Genomic DNA, 18,421 nt, shown 5'->3' on the forward strand with positions numbered 1-18,421 from the left:
AAAGCTTTATCCCTGCACTGTCAAAGGGATCACCATTTTTTCACATCTTTCTCGTCGTAGACCGTGCATATTTTTCCATCCCACGGAGATACTGAACTTTGTACAACAGCTCCTGTAGGGAGGGAAAAAAGTGTCCAGAAATAAAGTGGAAATCTGCGGAGTCGACACCTCCAAACTGCCTGTTCTGAAAAACGACGAGATGAGAAAATTATTCAGACAGCTGCAAGATGAAGGTGACGATACAGCAAGAGAAAAGCTAGTTAATGGCAATTTGCGGTTGGTTTTAAGTGTGATCCAGCGTTTTAACAACAGAGGCGAGTATGTTGATGATCTCTTCCAAGTAGGCTGTATCGGATTAATGAAATCAATTGATAATTTTGATTTAAGCCACAATGTCAGATTTTCAACTTATGCGGTCCCTATGATCATAGGAGAAATCCGTCGATACTTGCGCGATAACAACCCTATCCGGGTGTCTCGTTCACTAAGAGATATTGCCTATAAGGCGCTTCAAGTCCGTGAGAGATTGATTAGTGAGACAAGCAAGGAACCAACGGCAGAAGACATTGCCAAAGTGTTAGAAGTCCCTCATGAGGAAATTGTTTTTGCCCTAGATGCCATTCAAGATCCTGTTTCTTTGTTTGAACCGATTTATAATGACGGAGGAGATCCGATTTATGTGATGGATCAAATTAGTGATGAACGGAACAAAGATACACAATGGGTAGAAGAATTGGCCTTAAAAGAGGGAATGCGCAGATTGAATGATCGAGAAAAAATGATTCTTCGTAAACGCTTTTTCCAAGGCAAAACACAAATGGAAGTGGCAGAAGAAATCGGTATTTCTCAAGCACAAGTATCAAGGCTTGAAAAAGCAGCAATCAAACAAATGAATAAAAATATTTTTTAAAGCCGCCGCTAATGTGCGGCTTTTTTCATTCTTTTTAGAGAACCCATCTCTAGTATTGACTCTGTTATTTTTTTCATTTAATCTGTTTTTAACAAATGTTATTTAAAATATCATTTGTGAGGGAATAGAGAAGCGGAAAGAAGGGTTATTATGACATTCCATGATGAAAGAAGGCTGCTCATTAAGGTTGCGCATATGTACTATGAAGAAGGCGCCACTCAATCTAAAATTGCAGAAGCTGTTGGGGTTAGCCGTTCGCTCATATCGAAATATTTGGCAAAAGCACGTGAAGCAGGAATCGTGGAAATCATTATTCATGATGAAGTAAATCAACAATATGGTTCGTTAGAAAGAAAAATAGAGCGAAAATACGGGCTGCGAGAAGTCGTGTGTGTGGAATCTCTCAGTCAAGAAACAACAAAAAGTCGAATAGGAGCTGCGGCTGCGGGCTTTTTATTAAAAGTCATGAAGGATGGACAAGTCATCGGTTTTTCATCAGGGACAACCTTGCATGAAATGGCGAAAGCGCTTACGTCTGTTCAGCATTTTCCGTCTGTGACATTTGTTCCGCTTGTCGGAGGCGTCGGAAATGAAGATGTTGATATTCATGCCAACTATATTATTGGAAGATGCTCAGAAGCACTCAAATCCAAATGTGAGTTTTTACATGTACCTGTCATGCTTGATACGAAAGAAGCGAAAGATGTACTCATTAGACAGCCGTCGATCAAAAAAGTCATTGAATTAGGAGAATCATCAAATATCGCGGTCGTAGGAATAGGCGGTGTTCCGCAACATTCAACGATGGTGAAATCCTATATGACAAGTGGTGAGGAAGATATCCTGCAAGCGAAAGATGTCGCGGGTGACATTTGTTATAACTTTATTGATCATACAGGTGAAGTGTATCCGCATCCGTGGAACGACCGGGTGATGGGGATCAGTCCTCAAAAACTGAAAGAGATCCCGCTTGTGATTGGTGTCGCTGGAGGAGAAGAAAAAATTGAAGCGATCAGGGCAGCGTTAGAAGGTGGATTAATTCATGTGTTAATTACAGATGAACAAACCGGAGATGCCCTATTAAAGTAACTACCTAAGCCGATTAGGTAGTTTTTTTTGAGTCTTTAGACTCAAAAAGATTGAAAATTTTATCGATTTTATCTTGACACAAAGTTGACACATCATATAAACTAAGTTCATAACAAATGATAAATAAAATAACAAATGTTACAAGAAACAGATTTTTGTTAATTTTTATAACATTTGTTAAAAGTTTCAGATTATTTTTCTAGCAATCTATTGTGAAGCAAGAAAACCTGAAAGGATGATTTAGATGTCAATTTATCAACAATTGTTAGCACGAGAACGCAGCGGAGATCCAATCAAAGTTGGGATTATCGGGGCAGGCCAAATGGGCTTTGGACTCATTTCACAAATTTCTAAAATTCCAGGTATGATTGTCGCAGGTGTTTGTGATATTCATCTTAGTGCAGCTGAGAAAGCAGCGAATTTTTACAAGCAACATGCGAAACCACATCAAATGGTCGTCACAAATGATTACAGAGAAGTGATTCAATCAGATTCTGTGGAAGTGGTTGTGGATGCAACAGGTGTTCCAGAGGTCGGAGCAAACATTTCTTTGGAAGCGCTTAATTCAAAAAAACATCTCGTTCTTTTAAATGTAGAAGTCGATATTACGATCGGCTTGGTCATGCATAAATTATTCACGAATGCAGGACTTGTTTACTCTGGATCAGCTGGAGATGAACCAGCAGCAACGCTAGAACTATATGAATTTGCAAAAACAATGGGGCTTGAAGTATTGGTTGCTGGGAAAGGTAAGAACAACCCATTCTTCCCAGAAGCAAACCCAGATACGTGTAAAGCTGAAGCAGATAGTAAACATATGAGTGCCCACATGCTGGCAGCATTCCAAGACGGAACAAAAACGATGGCAGAAATGAACCTATTAAGTAATGCAACAGGACTTTTGCCTGATAAAGTCGGCATGCACGGAGTAGAAGCGAATTTAGAAAATGTAGCAGATAAATTAAATCAAAAACAGCAAGGCGGCGTACTGGATAACTTCGGAGTCGTTGAATATGTAAACGGACTGGCACCAGGTGTCTTTGTCATCGTCAAGAGTGATCTTGAGCCAGTAGATGAAGAGCTTCGTTACTTAAAAGTTGGAAAAGGTCCTCACTACACACTGTATCGTCCTTTCCACTTAGCAAGTCTTGAAACACCAGTGACGATCGCAAAAGCAGTCTTACAACACGATTCTTCAATCCATCCAATTGGTGTACCAGTATCAGAAACTGTCGCTGTGGCGAAAAGAGATATTAAAGCAGGAGAAACACTTGATGGTATTGGCGGATACTCCGTAAGAGGTGTACTTGAAACTCATCAAGACATGAAAGCGAACGGCCACATCCCAATTGGTTTAATCAGCGGAAAAGTGGTAGCGAAAAAAGATATCAAATTGGGGCAATTCCTATCTCATGATGATGTAGAACTTGATGCAAGCACAACGGTCTGGAAGCTGCGTTCATTACAAGATCACTTATTTCAATCATAAGGACGTGAGGCTATGGAAAAATTAGCAATCGTACTTTGTATCATTTTGATTGTGCAGTATGGTTTATCGTTTATTCAAATCAAGTACTACCGCAAAAGCATGGATTCACTGATTGACGACTATAAAGGGAAACAAGGCTATCACTTGTTTTCAGGAATGGAGCGGCGCAAATTTGGTCCTGGAGCCATTGCGCTCATCATTGTCGATGAATCATACATCATTCAAAAGTGTCATGTGCTGGGTGGCGTCTCGATTTTGTCTAAATTTAAGGAACTGCCTTCCTATGAAGGAAAACATGTGGGGGCTGTGCTTGATGAGCATCACATGATGAAACAAACATTGAAAAAGCGCAAAAGGGGACCAGCTGTCATGCAAGCACTCTCCATGGCAGCGGAGCAGGCGCTTGTCTCGATTTCTAAAAAAAATATAACAAATGTGAACTAAGAAAGGGGAGATGAAACATGGAATGGATTCAATGGTTTGGAGAGCACTTTATCGGGATGTTTGAAGCCGGCGGAAAGCAATTCATGGGTCTTGTTACAGGTATCGTTCCAACGCTTGTTGTGTTACTTACTTTCACTTATGCTGTCATGAAGTTTATTGGAGAAGAGCGAGTGAATAGAGCGATTCAGTTTGCAGCGAAATATACCATTTTGCGCTATACGTTAATGCCGATCTTATCCGTTCTTATTTTGACAAACCCAATGGCTTATACGTTTGGCCGCTTCTTACCTGAAAAACAAAAACCAGCATTCTATGATTCAGCTGTTTCATTTGTTCATCCGGTGACATCGCTGTTCCCGTATGCCAACGCAGGAGAACTGTTTGTCTACTTAGGAATTGCGAACGGGATTAAAGAAGCTGGATACTCTATGTCAGAGCTGGCTGTTCGTTACTTCTTAGTCGGGATCGTTGTCATTTTACTTCGCGGAATCATTACGGAATGGATCACAAAGTACTTAGCAGGAAAAATGAAAGCGAATTCACAATAGGGGAGGGTTAGACATGACAAACCACAAAGTATTTGTTGCAAAAGGTGCTGGCGGATGGGGAAAAGGATTAGAGCTTGAACCAACCGGTAAAAGAAGAAAGGTCGTTTCCATTACAGGAGGAGGCATTCACCCAGTTGCACGTAAAATTGCAGAAATGACAGGGACAGAAGCATGTGATGGCTTTAAAAATTCTATACCAGAAGATGAAATGATGTGTGTTGTCATTGACTGCGGAGGAACAGCGCGAATTGGGCTTTATCCAATGAAACGCATTCCTACTGTCGATGTGCTGGCATCCTCTCCTTCTGGACCGCTTGCAAAACATATTACAGAGGATATCTTCGTATCAGGTGTCACAGAAAAAGATATTTCCTTTGCGGAAGCATCTGATAGTGAAGGGAATGTAGAAGGTCAAGAAAGCAGCGGCCCAATTGACAAAGAAAATTTCAAAGAAACCTATTCAAAACTGAAAGAGGAAAATATCGAACGTCAAGAAAAAGGGAATTTCCTCATGAGATTCTCAAGAGGAATCGGGAAAGTAACCGGCACATTCTATCAAGCTGGTCGTGATTCAGTTGATATGCTCCTTAAAAACATTATTCCATTCATGGCCTTTGTCAGTATGTTAATTGGAATTATCAATTATACAAAAATCGGTGATCTGATTGCCCATTTCCTTTCACCTTTGGCAGGATCTTTATGGGGGCTCTTACTGCTCGTTGTTGTCTGTACCTTACCGTTCCTATCGCCTGTCTTAGGACCTGGGGCAGTCATTGCACAAGTCATCGGTGTTCTCATTGGTAGTCAAATTGCACTAGGGAATATTCCGCCTCAATTTGCTCTTCCAGCACTGTTTGCGATCAACGGTCAAGTAGGGTGTGACTTTATCCCGGTGGGGCTATCACTTGGTGAAGCGAAGCCGGAAACGGTACAATATGGGGTACCAGCAGTTTTGTATAGCCGTCTCATTACAGGCGTTCTATCTGTTGTGATCGCATACGTTGCCAGCTTCGGTATGTATTAAACGTATTAAAGGAGGAATCGAGATACATGGTAACACAATCTGTCGTAAAAGAAATTGGGATCTTAGTCCCGCAGTTTAAAGAAGATAAGCTGATTGTTTTATTTGGACCAGCAGCGCCGCAGGAATTAAGAGATATGTCTGTCATTCATGAGTTTGAACACTTAGAAGAAGAGCCGCTGAAATTAGGCGGAACGATTCAAGTGGGCGACCAAACTTATACCATTACTGCTTTAGGCAATAAAGCAAATGACAACTTTAAGGAACTCGGCCATATTTCGATCTACTTCCAAGAGCCGTTTGATGATGTATTACCGGGAGCTGTCTTTGCATCCCCGCATACGTTTCCTGACATTAAAGAGGGCGTACGAATTGAAATTTCGTAACCATGCAAAAAAGCTGTTCCTTAATAGGGAGCAGCTTTTTTGCGTTAGGTTTACTGATTGAAACATTTGCGATATGCTGTAGACGTTATTATTTGTTTATTCAGAATTTTTATTCAGGGGGAAAAGATCGTGTCGCTTGACTTGAAGGATGTTTCTTTAAAACGAAATGGAAAATGGCTGCTTCGTTCTATTGACTGGCAGGTGAAAAACCAGGAACACTGGGTGCTTTATGGATTGAATGGTGCTGGGAAAACGGCTTTATTAAATATGCTTTGCTCATATTATTTTCCAACGTCAGGTGAGATGACGGTGTTAGGCCATGTGTTTGGCAAGGAAGCGCTTGGTGAAAAACTAAGGAAGAAAATTGGTCTCATCTCTGCTGGTCTTGAAAAGAAGCTGCACAGAGATGACAATGCATTTGAAATTGTTTTGAGCGGGGCATTTGCTTCCATCGGACTTTATGAAACACCGACAGATGAGATAAGAGAGAAGGCGATTGATTTATTAAAAACATTTGGCTCGTTTCAATATGCCAATCGCACGTATGAAACCCTCTCGCAAGGGGAGAAACAAAAAGTGCTGATCGCAAGAGCTTTAATGAATGATCCGAAGCTTCTAATATTAGATGAACCTGTGACGGGTCTTGATTTCTTAGCAAGAGAACAAGTGCTGGAGACGATCTCATTGATTGCATCAAAACCAGATGCGCCCACATTGCTTTATACGACCCACCATGCAGAAGAGATTCTCCCGATTTTTCAGCACACCTTATTATTAAAAGAAGGTACTGTTTTTCATAAAGGGGAGACAAAGCAGATGATGACAAGTGACTTGCTTTCTTCCTTTTTTGAATGTCCAGTTGAAGTCATGTGGCAAAACGGCCGCCCTCACTTAAGTAAATTGTAGATAAGAGAAACTATTGGTCTGCTTCCCTGCTTTTCCATCATACATATTATAGTAGAAAACGAAAGGCGGGGAAGGACAGATGATCAGTATTTCTGAATTCCAAATCAAAGATGTCGTCGATGTGTCGAGCGGAAAAAAATTAGGTACTATTGGAGACATCGATATCAATGTCACGAGCGGTAAAATACAAGCGATTATCATAGGCGGTACAGGTAAAATGATGGGATTTTTCGGAAAAGAAGAGGAAATGATTGTCCCGTGGCGAAATATAGTAAAAATTGGCGAAGATGTGATACTTGTCCGTTTGTCTTCTTAAAATTCGTATAACTCCTCAATGAATCATTCAATGATCCTTAACATAAGCTCTCCATTCTCAGCAATCAATGTCTTTTTCGGGTAAAAAGATTACGTTTTCATATCAATTTGAAAAAAAACCTGTAGAAAGGGCACATTTGAGTGTAATATTTAATGAATCCCACTAACTGTCTTAGCAGGTCTTGTGGTAAAATAGGAGCGATATAAAGAGAGATGAATGAAAGGTGGGAGGCAGCTTTGATAGACAAATATGACCCCTTTCAGCAGAAATCACCTTATGCAATGCTGATTCATGATTGGACGAACATGACATGTTCTGGAAAAGAGATATTGGCCGGTTTTACGACAAAAAATGGCGGCTTTAGCCTTTCTCCATATCAATCAATGAACACTGGACTCCATGTAGGAGATGATGCTTCTAGTGTCCAAATGAATCGTCAAGTCATTGCAGATGCTACTGCTGTGCCGCTCTCTAATTGGGTGTTTGCTGACCAAACACACGAGGATCGCATCATGAAAGTCACGAAGGAACAAAAGGGAAGAGGAAGTCTTCAGTATGATGAAGCGCTCTCGAGAACAGATGGTTTATACACCTCTGAACCAAACATCATGCTCGCTCTTTGTTTCGCTGACTGTGTTCCGCTTTATTTTCTAGCGCCGCAATCTGGGCTGATTGGAACGGCTCATGCCGGCTGGAAAGGAACCGTCAAACAAATTGGCGCCAACATGGTTGATGCATGGGTTCGCCAAGAAGGCGCTGATGCCGATCATATACAAGTCGTCATTGGACCATCCATTGGCAGCTGCTGCTACATAGTAGATGATGTTGTCATAGATCAAGTGAAACAGCTTCCTTTTTCAACAGAGGATGTGTATTCCGAGATGTCACAAGGACAATACAAAATTGACTTAAAAACACTAAACAAAAACGTATTACTTCATGCAGGATTAAAAGAAGAAAACATACATGTCAGTTCGATGTGCACAAGTTGCAATGAGCAGCATTTCTTCTCACACCGGCGTGATCAAGGGAAAACAGGACGTATGATGTCTTTTGTCGGGTTTAAGGAGGCATAAGTGCAATTGAATGTACGAGAGAATCTCAGACAAATAAATGAACAAATCAACGAAGCATGTAAAAGAGCAGGTAGACATCCAGACGATGTATCGGTTGTCGCTGTCACAAAATATGTCTCGATTGAACGAGCATTAGAAGCAAAGGATGCCGGCATTTTGCACTTTGGTGAAAATCGTGACCAAGGGTTACTTGAAAAACAGGCAGCCATAACCGATGAAAACATTAGCTGGCACTTCATCGGCAGTTTACAGACGCGAAAAGTGAAATCTGTCATTCAGACCATTGACTACTTACATTCGCTAGACAGAATGTCCCTTGCGAATGAAATTGAAAAAAGAGCGGATCACACGGTTCGCTGTTTTGTACAGGTGAACACATCACTTGAGGAGTCAAAACACGGCTTACAAAGCGAAGACGTGATTCCATTTGTCAAACAGCTCGCTGATTTCAAACATATTGAAATTGCTGGACTCATGACGATGGCTCCATTTTCAGATGATCATACTGTGATACGAAACTGTTTTAAAACATTAAAAAACCTTCAACAAGAGGTAAAACAACTGAACCAAGTAAATGCACCTTGTCAGCATTTATCGATGGGCATGTCAAACGATTTTGAAATCGCAATTGAAGAAGGTGCGACATTTGTTCGGATTGGCTCTTCACTTGTTGGAAATGAAACAGGAGGTGCGTGACATGAGCATAAAAAATAAGTTTAAAAGCTTCTTCACACTCGATGATGAAGAGTATGAGTACGAATATATTGATGAAGAAAGAGAACCAGCACAAGAAGAAAAAAACACAAAAGATAAAGCGGCATTTCAAGAGCGTCCTCAGGCAGGAAAACAAAATGTCGTCAGCTTGCAAAGCGTGCAAAAATCCTCTAAAGTGGTGTTAAGTGAGCCGCGTGTTTATGCAGAGGCTCAGGAGATTGCAGACCATATTAAAAATCGTCGTGCAGTCGTCGTCAATTTGCAGCGCATTCAGCACGATCAAGCAAAGCGAATCATCGACTTCTTAAGCGGAACGGTTTATGCAATCGGTGGAGACATTCAGCGTATTGGCTCGAATATATTCCTCTGCACTCCTGATAATGTGGATGTATCTGGCACAATATCAGAACTATTGACAGAGGAAGAACCTCAGAGGTGGTAAATCATAGTTATTCTAAATTTCATTTTTAATATTTTGGGTACGGTCTTAACGATTTACTCATTCGCGATCATTATTTACATCTTTATGTCATGGGTGCCATCTGCAAGAGAAACAGCGATTGGCCGCTTCTTGACAAACATTTGCGAACCGTATTTAGAACCATTCCGTAAAATTATTCCGCCAATTGGCATGATTGACATCTCGCCGATTGTGGCATTGCTTGTGATTCGTTTCGCATCATCGTATGGACTAACTGGTCTTTATAATATGATTGTACGATTCATGTAAACAGGCTGCCGGGCTTGGCATCTGCCAGGCTCTTTTACATAAAAGGGGAACAAAATGAGCGATATTTATCAACATTTTAGAAAAGACGAACAGCCATTTGTCGACCAAGTATTAGGCTGGAAAAACATCGTACTCGAACAATATCGAATGAAATTAACAGACTTTCTTGATCCGCGTGAGCAGTTCATTACCCAGTCCGTGATTCAGCATTCTGATGAACTAGGTCTCATGTTTTTTGGCGGTTATGAGGAAGCGGAGCGGAAAAGGGCTTTGATCTATCCTGACTATTTAGCACCGACCATACAGGATTTTGAACTGACTTATTTTCAGGTGAACTATGCGAAAAAGTTTATTTCGATAGAACACCCCAACCTTCTCGGTTCGCTTATTGGGACAGGCCTGAAGCGTCAAAAATTCGGTGATTTGTTGTTTTCAGAGGACAACGTGCAATTTATTTGTACAAGCGATGTTGCCGATTTTGTTCGGGCTCAGCTGACGCATGTGGGCAGAGCATCTGTTTCATTAGAGGAAATTAGCAAGGCAGATCTTCAGCCAGTCATCAGCAAAACCGATATCAAAGAAGATACGATTTCTTCACTGCGGCTTGACGCTGTATGTGCTGCTGTCAGCCGTCAGTCTCGGCAAAAAGCACAGCTTTTGGTCAAAAATGGTCTTGTCAAAGTCAACTGGAAAGTCACTGAAGACCCTTCCTTTACAATTGGTGAAGGTGATCAGCTCTCTGTCAGGGGATTTGGCCGCTTTAGCTTAAAAACAATTGATGGGAAGACAAAAAAAGATAAATTCAAAGTAACATTTGAGCTTCTGACATAACGAATTTGAATCTGGAGGTGGCAAGATTGCCATTAACACCTAATGATATTCATAATAAAACATTCACAAAAAGTTTTCGCGGCTATGACGAAGATGAAGTAAATGAGTTTTTAAGCCAAGTACGTAAAGATTACGAGATCGTACTTCGCAAAAAGAACGAGCTTGAAGACAAAGTCAACGAGCTTGATGAAAGACTAGGCCATTTTGCAACAATTGAAGAAACATTAAACAAATCCATTCTTGTGGCGCAAGAAGCAGCAGAAGACGTGAAGCGTCATTCTGATAAAGAAGCGAAATTGATCATTCGTGAAGCTGAGAAAAATGCAGACCGTATTATCAACGAAGCGTTATCAAAATCAAGAAAGATTGCAATGGAAATCGAAGAGCTCAAGAAACAGTCGAAAGTCTTTAGAACTCGTTTCCAAATGCTCATCGAAGCTCAGCTTGATCTTCTGAAAAATGATGATTGGGATCATTTGCTGGAATATGAAGTTGACGCTGTCTTTGACGAAAAAGAATAAGCGCATCATCTTGACATGACGTGCTCATGTTGCATATAATACCATCATAAATTAACAAGAGATAAACGTTTGAAAGGGACACTCGCAGCGGTTACATGCGTAATAAAGCGAATCAGGGACGGTGGAAGCCTGACATTACGAAACGCTGCAACGAGATCACCCCTTTAGTTCCTTTTCTGAAATGAATGAGTAAGAAAAGGCGTCTGATCACGTTACGATTTTAGAGTGGATAAGCGGCAATTTCAAAGCGCTTGTCTAAAAGGGTGGTACCGCGAGACAAGCCTTCTCGTCCCTTATGGGATGAGAGGGCTTTTTTTATTGTTTTTTAATACGAATTTGCATGTGGAGGAATAGGTATGAACTACAAAGACACCTTATTAATGCCAAAAACAGAATTCCCGATGAGAGGGAACCTGCCGAACAAAGAGCCTGAAATCCAAGAGGAGTGGGCAGAAAAAGACATCTATCAAATGGTTTTAGAGCGGACAAAAGGACGCCCGACCTTTATTTTGCATGATGGACCTCCATATGCGAATGGTGACATTCATATGGGGCACGCACTCAATAAAATCCTCAAAGATTTTATTGTCCGTTTTAAATCAATGAATGGATTCCATGCACCGTACGTACCGGGCTGGGATACACATGGCTTACCGATTGAAACAGCCCTTACGAAAAATAAAAAAGTCAAACGCAAAGAAATGTCGACAGCAGAATTCCGTAAACTATGTGAGGAGTATGCTTGGAAACAAATCGAAGGTCAACGCAATCAGTTTAAACGTTTGGGCGTAAGAGCAGACTGGGACAATCCATATGTGACATTAAAGCCTGAATACGAAGCGCAGCAAATTCTTGTCTTTGGTGAAATGGCGAAAAGAGGCTATATTTACAAAGGTCTTAAGCCTGTTAACTGGTCTCCATCAAGTGAATCAGCACTTGCTGAAGCAGAAATTGAATACAAGGACAAACGTTCACCATCAATTTACGTATCATTTAAAGTGAAAGATGGCAAAGGCGTACTTGAAAACGGCGAGCAGTTCATCATCTGGACAACAACACCTTGGACACTTCCTGCAAACCTTGGCATTTGTGTTCACCCAAACCTAGAGTACAGCGTGCTTCAAGTGGGTGCTGAGCGATATGTCATCGCATCTGAACTAGTTGAACAAGTGGCAAAAACACTTGGCTTTGAAGAGTACGAAGTTGTGAAAACGTTAAAAGGTAAAGAATTAGATAAGGTCGTTGCAGCACATCCAATTTACGATAGAGATTCTCTTGTGATGCTTGGCGATCACGTCACAACAGATGCAGGAACAGGCTGTGTTCACACAGCGCCAGGTCACGGGGAAGATGACTTTATCGTAAGTATGAAGTACGGTCTTGATGTGTTATGTCCAGTAGATGAAAAAGGTGTGATGACAGAAGAAGCACCTGGTTTTGAAGGACTATTCTACGAGGATGCCAATAAAGCCATCACAGAACAGCTTGAAGCAAAAGGCGCATTGAAAAAACTCGACTTTATCACGCACTCCTATCCGCATGACTGGAGAACGAAAAAACCAACAATTTATCGTGCAACTGCTCAGTGGTTTGCTTCCATTAAAGATTTCAGAGAAGCACTATTAGATAATATTAAAGAAACGAAATGGGTTCCAGCTTGGGGCGAAACGCGCCTGTTCAATATGGTGCGTGACAGAGGTGACTGGTGCATTTCAAGACAGCGTGTATGGGGCGTTCCAATCCCAGTCTTCTATGCTGAAAATGGTGAGCCAATCATCACAGATGAAACGATTCAGCACGTCTCTCAATTATTTAGAGAACATGGCTCGAATATTTGGTTTGAAAAAGAAGCAAAAGAATTATTGCCTGAAGGCTTTACACATCCAGGCAGCCCGAACGGTGAATTTACAAAAGAGCAAGATATCATGGATGTATGGTTTGATTCTGGTTCTTCTCACCAAGCGGTATTAGAAGAACGAGATGACCTTGTTCGTCCGGCAGACCTTTACCTTGAAGGTTCTGATCAATATCGCGGCTGGTTTAACTCATCTTTATCTACAGCAGTTGCTGTCACAGGAAAAGCGCCATATAAAGGTGTTCTCAGCCATGGCTTTACGCTTGATAAAGAAGGACGCAAAATGAGTAAATCATTAGGCAATACGATCGATCCGACGAAAGTGGCGAAGCAGCTTGGTGCGGAGATTCTTAGACTTTGGGTCTCTTCTGTCAACTATCAAGCCGATCATCCAGTGTCTGACGACATTTTAAAACAAGTCGCAGAAGTTTATCGTAAAATCCGTAACACGTTCCGCTTCTTGCATGGTAACCTGTTTGACTTTGATCCAGCAGTCAATGCAGTACCAGTCGAAGAGCTTCGCGAAGTGGATCAATATATCTTAATCAAATTAAACAAATTGATTGATAAAGTGAAAAAAGCTTATGATGATTACGAATTTGCGGTTGTCTATCATGCCATCCACAACTTCTGTACGATTGAGCTTAGCTCTTTCTATCTCGATTTTGCAAAAGATGTGGTATACATTGAGCATGCGGATCATCCAGACCGCCGCAGCATGCAAACGGTCTTCTACGAAACATTAATGGCGTTAGTGAAGCTGACAGCACCAATTCTTCCGCATACAGCAGACGAACTATGGAGCCACTTAAGCTTTGTTGAAGAACCAAGTGTTCAGTTAACAGATATGCCAGAAGGTGTAGCTGTTCCTCAAGCAGAAGCGACAGAAGTGAAGTTTGACCGCTTTATGGAAGTGCGTGACGATGTGCTAAAAGCGCTGGAAATTGCGCGTAATGAGAAAGTCATCGGACGTTCACTTGAAGCAAGTGTGACCCTTTATGCAACAGAGGAAGTGAAAAACCTTCTTGCATCCATTAAAGAAGATGTGAAGCAGCTCTTTATCATTTCTGAATTAACAGTAGAAGATGAGAAGCATGCAGACGCATCAGCGCCTGAATACACATCAGGACGAATTGTTGTTCAAAAAGCAGAAGGCGAACTGTGCGAACGTTCCCGCATTATTTCAAAAGATGTTGGCGCAAATCCAAAATACCCAACATTGTCGCTCAAAAATGCTGAAATTGTGGAGAAATATTACCAGAATTAACAGCGTGATATCACCAACTAGCGCCCCGCATATAGCGGGGCGTTTTTGATATAGAGAAAATGACAGCGTTTAGAACGAAAGGAAAAATCTTATGGCTTTAAAGTGAACAGGCGGGGCAACAATATGATTATCACGACAGGGCAGGAGTTGAAACAGCGACATGAATGGCGATCTAGAGACGATTTACATGGAACTCCTTCAAATGAGAGAAGAACTGCAATCGAAACTGTTTGAATATGCATCATTGCGTTCACCCGCTGAACATGTCACGTTCGATCAAGCAAAAACGACCACGCTTCTTTATCACATCAAAGAAGAACTGCAAGATGTTTCGCTCGCGATTGCAAAAATTGAACAAGGAACTTATGGCATATGTGAGGCGACTGGGCATACAATGCCCATTGAACAAATGAGTATTCTTCCGACTGCTCGTACGACTGACGACTTTTTATATCATAAGCAATACGAGAAAAAAGCATTCACCCCTTATCCTTATGAATCGAACGATTCTCATTTTGAAGCCTTCCACATGTAGGGAGGTTTTTGTCTGTCAACTAAAGTTTCTTTACTCCTTCCTGTTTTCTTGATAAAATGCTTAAAGACCAAAGTATGAAGATGGAGGAACGTGTGTGTTCTATTACATAATCGCATTCGTGATAATTTGTTTAGATCAATTAACAAAATGGCTCATTGTCAAACATATGATGCTCGGTGATTCTATTCCTGTGATTGATGGCTTCTTTTACATCACATCCCACCGAAATTCAGGAGCCGCATGGGGGATTCTCCAAGGACAAATGTGGTTTTTCTATGTGATCACACTCGTTGTTATTGCAGGAATTGTTTATTATTTGCAAAAACATGGACAAAAGGACAAGCTACTTGGCGTAGCGCTTGCCTTAATGCTTGGCGGAGCGATTGGAAACTTTATTGACCGTATTTTCCGTCAAGAAGTGGTTGATTTTGCTCATTTCGTATTTGGGGATTATCATTATCCAATCTTTAATATCGCAGATTCCTCTCTATGTGTGGGGGTCATTCTGCTCTTTATTCAAATGCTGTTAGATGGAAAGAAAAATAAGGAGTCAACTACATGAATCAAGTAAACATTGCCGTTTCAGAAGAACAAACGAGTGAACGGCTTGATAAATTTTTAAGCACAACTGAACCAGAATGGTCAAGAACTCAAGTCCAGCAGTGGGTGAAAGATGGGCTCATCGAAGTAAATGGAAAACAAGTGAAGGCCAATTATAAAGTACAAGCTGGAGATCAAATCAAAGTAGAGATTCCAGATCCAGAAGCACTAGATGTAGAAGCGGAATCAATGGATCTTGATATTTATTATGAGGATGAAGATGTACTAGTGGTCAATAAGCCAAGAGGAATGGTCGTTCATCCAGCACCAGGACATGTGACAGGTACTCTTGTCAATGGCCTCATGGCTCATTGCAATGATTTGTCAGGCATTAATGGTGTCATGCGCCCTGGAATTGTCCACCGAATTGATAAAGATACGTCAGGGCTTTTAATGGTCGCAAAAAATGATATGGCGCATGAATCACTCGTCAATCAGCTGGTGGCGAAAACGGTCACTAGAAAATACACAGCCGTTGTTCATGGCATCATTCAGCATGATACTGGAACGATTGATGCACCAATTGGTCGAGACAAAAAAGATCGCCAAAGCATGACGGTCACAAAAGAAAATGCAAAGCAGGCAGTCACTCATTTTGATGTGATGGAGCGCTTTAAAGACTTTACCGTTGTAGAATGCCGCCTTGAAACAGGAAGAACCCACCAAATTCGTGTTCATATGAAATACATTGGCTATCCGCTTGCAGGAGATCCAAAATATGGCCCGAGAAAAACGGTTGATTTCAATGGACAACTGCTACATGCAGGCGTGTTAGGATTTGATCACCCTAGAACAGGAGAATATATGGAGTTTACAGCTCCAATTCCAGCTGATATGAGAGGCTTTATCGATTCATTAAGAAATAACGATTGACAGACCGTTCTTTTTTTGAAATAATAAACGAAGAAATTGAGATTCTTTAAAACAGTCCAGAGAGGCTGAGAAGGATAACGGATCAATTTGTGCACGAGTATGCACAAATGAGCGCCCCTCTCTGCCCTTTGCAGAAGGGGCTTTTTATTTGTCAAAAAGAGGTGTAAAAGATGGAACAAAAAGCAGTCATTCTTGATGAACAAGCGATAAGACGAGCGCTTACCCGTATTGCACATGAAATGATTGAGCGCAACAAAGGGATGAAGGATGTCATCCTAGCCGGGATCAAGACAAGAGGTATTCATCTTGCAAAGCGCCTTGCAGAGCGCATCGAGCAAATTGAAGGAAACCCAGTGACTGTGGGTGAACTTGATATTACGCTATACCGTGATGACCTGACAAAAAAGACAGAGAACCAAGACCCGCTTGTCAAGGGTGCAGACATCCCAGCTGACATTAATGACAAAACACTCATTGTCGTTGATGATGTGCTGTTCACAGGTAGAACGGTGAGAGCAGCTATGGATGCGCTTGTGGATGTAGGAAGACCATCTTCCATTCAGCTGGCTGTTCTAGTCGACCGGGGACACCGGGAGCTGCCGATTCGGGCAGATTATATCGGGAAAAACATCCCGACATCAAAAGCAGAGACAGTCATGGTTCAGCTCAATGAAGTAGATCAAAACGACCTTGTCGCTATATATGAAAAATAACCTTTTTAAATGCATTCCAGAGAGTTTGCAAAGAGGGCAATAACAGAGACACCGAGCACACGACTAAAGTGACGTGTACGGTTTTTCTAGGCCTCTTTGCGCATACTCGCAAAGAGGCTTTTTTAATGAAAAAGGACACATCTAGGAGGAAAATCATGAGTCAGCAAAAAGCCAATTTAGGCATTCGAGATATCCCAAAACCGTTCACATGGCTTTCACTCAGCCTGCAGCACTTGTTTGCCATGTTTGGTGCAACCATTCTTGTACCAAAGATCATTGATATGAGCCCAGCCGTTGCGCTCATCTCAAGCGGGGTTGGAACCATTGTGTACTTAATCATCACAAGAGGGCAGATTCCGGCGTATCTTGGATCGTCCTTTGCCTTTATCGCCCCTATCTTGAATGTAAAAGCCACCGGCGGCCCTGGAGCCGCAATGGTAGGTGCCTTTATGGCTGGTGTGGCATATGCACTCATCGCATTATTTATCAAATGGCTTGGCACAGGCTGGCTAATGAAGCTTCTGCCGCCTGTCGTTGTAGGACCCGTCATTATGGTCATCGGACTCGGACTCGCTGGAACAGCTGTTAACATGGCGATGTACGTGGATCCAAATGCAAAGGAGCTTGTTTACAGCCTGAAGCACTTAATGGTTGCAGGCTTCACACTCGCTGTCACCATTATTAGTATGATCTTCCTAAGAGGATTCCTTAGCTTGATTCCAGTCTTAATCGGCATTATCAGCGGCTACCTCTTTGCTTTAACACAAGGCATTGTGAACTTCCAGCCGGTCATTGCTGCAAAATGGTTTGCTGTACCAGACTTTGTTGTACCATTTGTCGACTATACACCTGCTGTGACTTTAAGCATTCTCACAGTGATGGTGCCGGTTGCCTTTGTGACCATGTCTGAGCACATCGGCCATCAAGTCGTGTTAAGCAAAGTTGTTGGACAAGATTTTATTAAAAAGCCAGGTCTTCATCGCTCCATTTTAGGAGACAGTGCGGCGACAATCTTCGCTTCACTCATCGGCGGACCTCCAACAACGACTTATGGAGAGAACATTGGCGTCCTTGCCATCACAAGAGTGTTCAGTATCTTCGTCATCGGCGGAGCAGCGGTGTTTGCGATCTGCTTCGGCTTTGTTGGGAAAATTTCAGCATTAATCAGTACAGTACCATCCGCGGTTATGGGGGGCGTTTCGTTCCTGCTCTTTGGAATCATAGCCTCAAGCGGACTGCGAATCCTGATTGATCATAAAGTGAACTTTGAAGAAAAGCGCAATCTCATTATCGCATCAGTCATCTTAGTCATTGGAATTGGCGGGGCATTCATTGAGGTGAAACAAATCAATCTGACGCTGTCAGGAATGGCACTCGCTGCCATTACTGGCGTCCTGTTAAATATGATTCTGCCGCATCAAAAGGCAGAAGATGATGAGTCAAATGAATCGAATACCGAAAACCTTTTAAAAGAAGTCCAGTGAGGCTGACAAGGGTTCTAAACGGAGCAGAACGTGCGAAAGCACCCCTGCTTCTTTTGGAGAACCCTAAGCTGCCGAGGCTTAGGGTTTTTTTGAACCTGAAAGTGATGAAAAAC

General features: G+C 41.8%; 21 protein-coding genes and 1 other annotated feature. All 21 genes read left to right on the forward strand.

Annotation, left to right across the window (positions count from 1 at the left end; genetic code table 11):
- The first annotated feature begins 130 nt into the window (after positions 1-130).
- Entirely contained in the window at positions 131-910 is a 780-nt protein-coding gene (gene sigG, locus KVT11_RS03460; protein ID WP_003211879.1) for an RNA polymerase sporulation sigma factor SigG, read from the forward strand.
- Between the two features lie 150 nt (positions 911-1,060).
- A complete protein-coding gene (locus KVT11_RS03465) occupies positions 1,061-1,999 on the forward strand; it encodes a sugar-binding transcriptional regulator (protein ID WP_017359359.1) in 939 nt (312 codons plus the stop codon).
- A gap of 244 nt (positions 2,000-2,243) precedes the next feature.
- Entirely contained in the window at positions 2,244-3,488 is a 1,245-nt protein-coding gene (locus KVT11_RS03470; RefSeq protein ID WP_007499740.1) for an NAD(P)H-dependent oxidoreductase, read from the forward strand.
- A gap of 12 nt (positions 3,489-3,500) precedes the next feature.
- Positions 3,501-3,932, forward strand: coding sequence for a transcriptional regulator GutM (locus KVT11_RS03475; protein WP_008354650.1), 432 nt, complete (start codon positions 3,501-3,503; stop codon positions 3,930-3,932).
- Positions 3,933-3,949: 17 nt separating this feature from the next.
- On the forward strand, positions 3,950-4,480 hold the full coding sequence (srlA, locus tag KVT11_RS03480) for a PTS glucitol/sorbitol transporter subunit IIC (RefSeq protein WP_003210918.1): 531 nt from the start codon (positions 3,950-3,952) through the stop codon (positions 4,478-4,480).
- 13 nt (positions 4,481-4,493) lie between these two features.
- On the forward strand, positions 4,494-5,504 hold the full coding sequence (gene srlE, locus KVT11_RS03485) for a PTS glucitol/sorbitol transporter subunit IIB (protein ID WP_024720315.1): 1,011 nt from the start codon (positions 4,494-4,496) through the stop codon (positions 5,502-5,504).
- 26 nt (positions 5,505-5,530) lie between these two features.
- The gene (locus KVT11_RS03490; RefSeq protein WP_007499733.1) at positions 5,531-5,887 is read left to right on the forward strand and encodes a PTS glucitol/sorbitol transporter subunit IIA; all 357 of its coding nucleotides are present in this window, start codon (positions 5,531-5,533) and stop codon (positions 5,885-5,887) included.
- A 129-nt stretch (positions 5,888-6,016) separates the two neighbouring features.
- The gene (locus KVT11_RS03495; RefSeq protein WP_019743283.1) at positions 6,017-6,793 is read left to right on the forward strand and encodes an ABC transporter ATP-binding protein; all 777 of its coding nucleotides are present in this window, start codon (positions 6,017-6,019) and stop codon (positions 6,791-6,793) included.
- Positions 6,794-6,872: 79 nt separating this feature from the next.
- Positions 6,873-7,109: a YlmC/YmxH family sporulation protein gene (locus KVT11_RS03500; protein ID WP_008344958.1), complete on the forward strand. Its 237-nt coding sequence runs from the start codon at positions 6,873-6,875 to the stop codon at positions 7,107-7,109.
- 212 nt (positions 7,110-7,321) lie between these two features.
- Positions 7,322-8,185 carry a peptidoglycan editing factor PgeF gene (pgeF, locus tag KVT11_RS03505; protein ID WP_035700679.1) on the forward strand — a complete coding sequence of 288 codons (864 nt, stop codon included), beginning with the start codon at positions 7,322-7,324 and terminating at the stop codon, positions 8,183-8,185.
- 6 nt (positions 8,186-8,191) lie between these two features.
- Positions 8,192-8,881, forward strand: coding sequence for a YggS family pyridoxal phosphate-dependent enzyme (locus tag KVT11_RS03510; protein WP_065461561.1), 690 nt, complete (start codon positions 8,192-8,194; stop codon positions 8,879-8,881).
- A 1-nt stretch (position 8,882) separates the two neighbouring features.
- Entirely contained in the window at positions 8,883-9,341 is a 459-nt protein-coding gene (gene sepF / locus KVT11_RS03515) for a cell division protein SepF (protein WP_017359354.1), read from the forward strand.
- Between the two features lie 9 nt (positions 9,342-9,350).
- Positions 9,351-9,629 carry a YggT family protein gene (locus tag KVT11_RS03520; protein ID WP_370539204.1) on the forward strand — a complete coding sequence of 93 codons (279 nt, stop codon included), beginning with the start codon at positions 9,351-9,353 and terminating at the stop codon, positions 9,627-9,629.
- Between the two features lie 54 nt (positions 9,630-9,683).
- A complete protein-coding gene (locus KVT11_RS03525; protein ID WP_048002848.1) occupies positions 9,684-10,460 on the forward strand; it encodes a YlmH family RNA-binding protein in 777 nt (258 codons plus the stop codon).
- 26 nt (positions 10,461-10,486) lie between these two features.
- Positions 10,487-10,981, forward strand: a complete 495-nt coding sequence (locus tag KVT11_RS03530; RefSeq protein ID WP_008344947.1) for a DivIVA domain-containing protein — start codon at positions 10,487-10,489, stop codon at positions 10,979-10,981.
- Between the two features lie 59 nt (positions 10,982-11,040).
- Positions 11,041-11,278, forward strand: a binding site (T-box leader).
- Between the two features lie 59 nt (positions 11,279-11,337).
- Positions 11,338-14,103: an isoleucine--tRNA ligase gene (ileS, locus tag KVT11_RS03535; RefSeq protein ID WP_008344945.1), complete on the forward strand. Its 2,766-nt coding sequence runs from the start codon at positions 11,338-11,340 to the stop codon at positions 14,101-14,103.
- 160 nt (positions 14,104-14,263) lie between these two features.
- On the forward strand, positions 14,264-14,638 hold the full coding sequence (locus tag KVT11_RS03540; RefSeq protein ID WP_008344944.1) for a TraR/DksA family transcriptional regulator: 375 nt from the start codon (positions 14,264-14,266) through the stop codon (positions 14,636-14,638).
- 94 nt (positions 14,639-14,732) lie between these two features.
- Positions 14,733-15,200 carry a signal peptidase II gene (lspA, locus tag KVT11_RS03545; RefSeq protein ID WP_008344942.1) on the forward strand — a complete coding sequence of 156 codons (468 nt, stop codon included), beginning with the start codon at positions 14,733-14,735 and terminating at the stop codon, positions 15,198-15,200.
- Positions 15,197-16,111: an RluA family pseudouridine synthase gene (locus KVT11_RS03550; RefSeq protein WP_007499719.1), complete on the forward strand. Its 915-nt coding sequence runs from the start codon at positions 15,197-15,199 to the stop codon at positions 16,109-16,111. Before lspA ends, KVT11_RS03550 begins: the two co-directional genes overlap by 4 nt.
- Before the next feature lie 170 nt (positions 16,112-16,281).
- The gene (gene pyrR / locus KVT11_RS03555) at positions 16,282-16,824 is read left to right on the forward strand and encodes a bifunctional pyr operon transcriptional regulator/uracil phosphoribosyltransferase PyrR (protein WP_007499718.1); all 543 of its coding nucleotides are present in this window, start codon (positions 16,282-16,284) and stop codon (positions 16,822-16,824) included.
- A gap of 155 nt (positions 16,825-16,979) precedes the next feature.
- Complete coding sequence (locus KVT11_RS03560; protein ID WP_050827243.1) at positions 16,980-18,308, forward strand: solute carrier family 23 protein; 1,329 nt, start codon at positions 16,980-16,982, stop codon at positions 18,306-18,308.
- Positions 18,309-18,421: the final 113 nt, after the last annotated feature.

This window comes from Bacillus sp. GbtcB10, assembly GCF_019091365.1.
GTDB lineage: Bacteria > Bacillota > Bacilli > Bacillales > Bacillaceae > Bacillus > Bacillus altitudinis.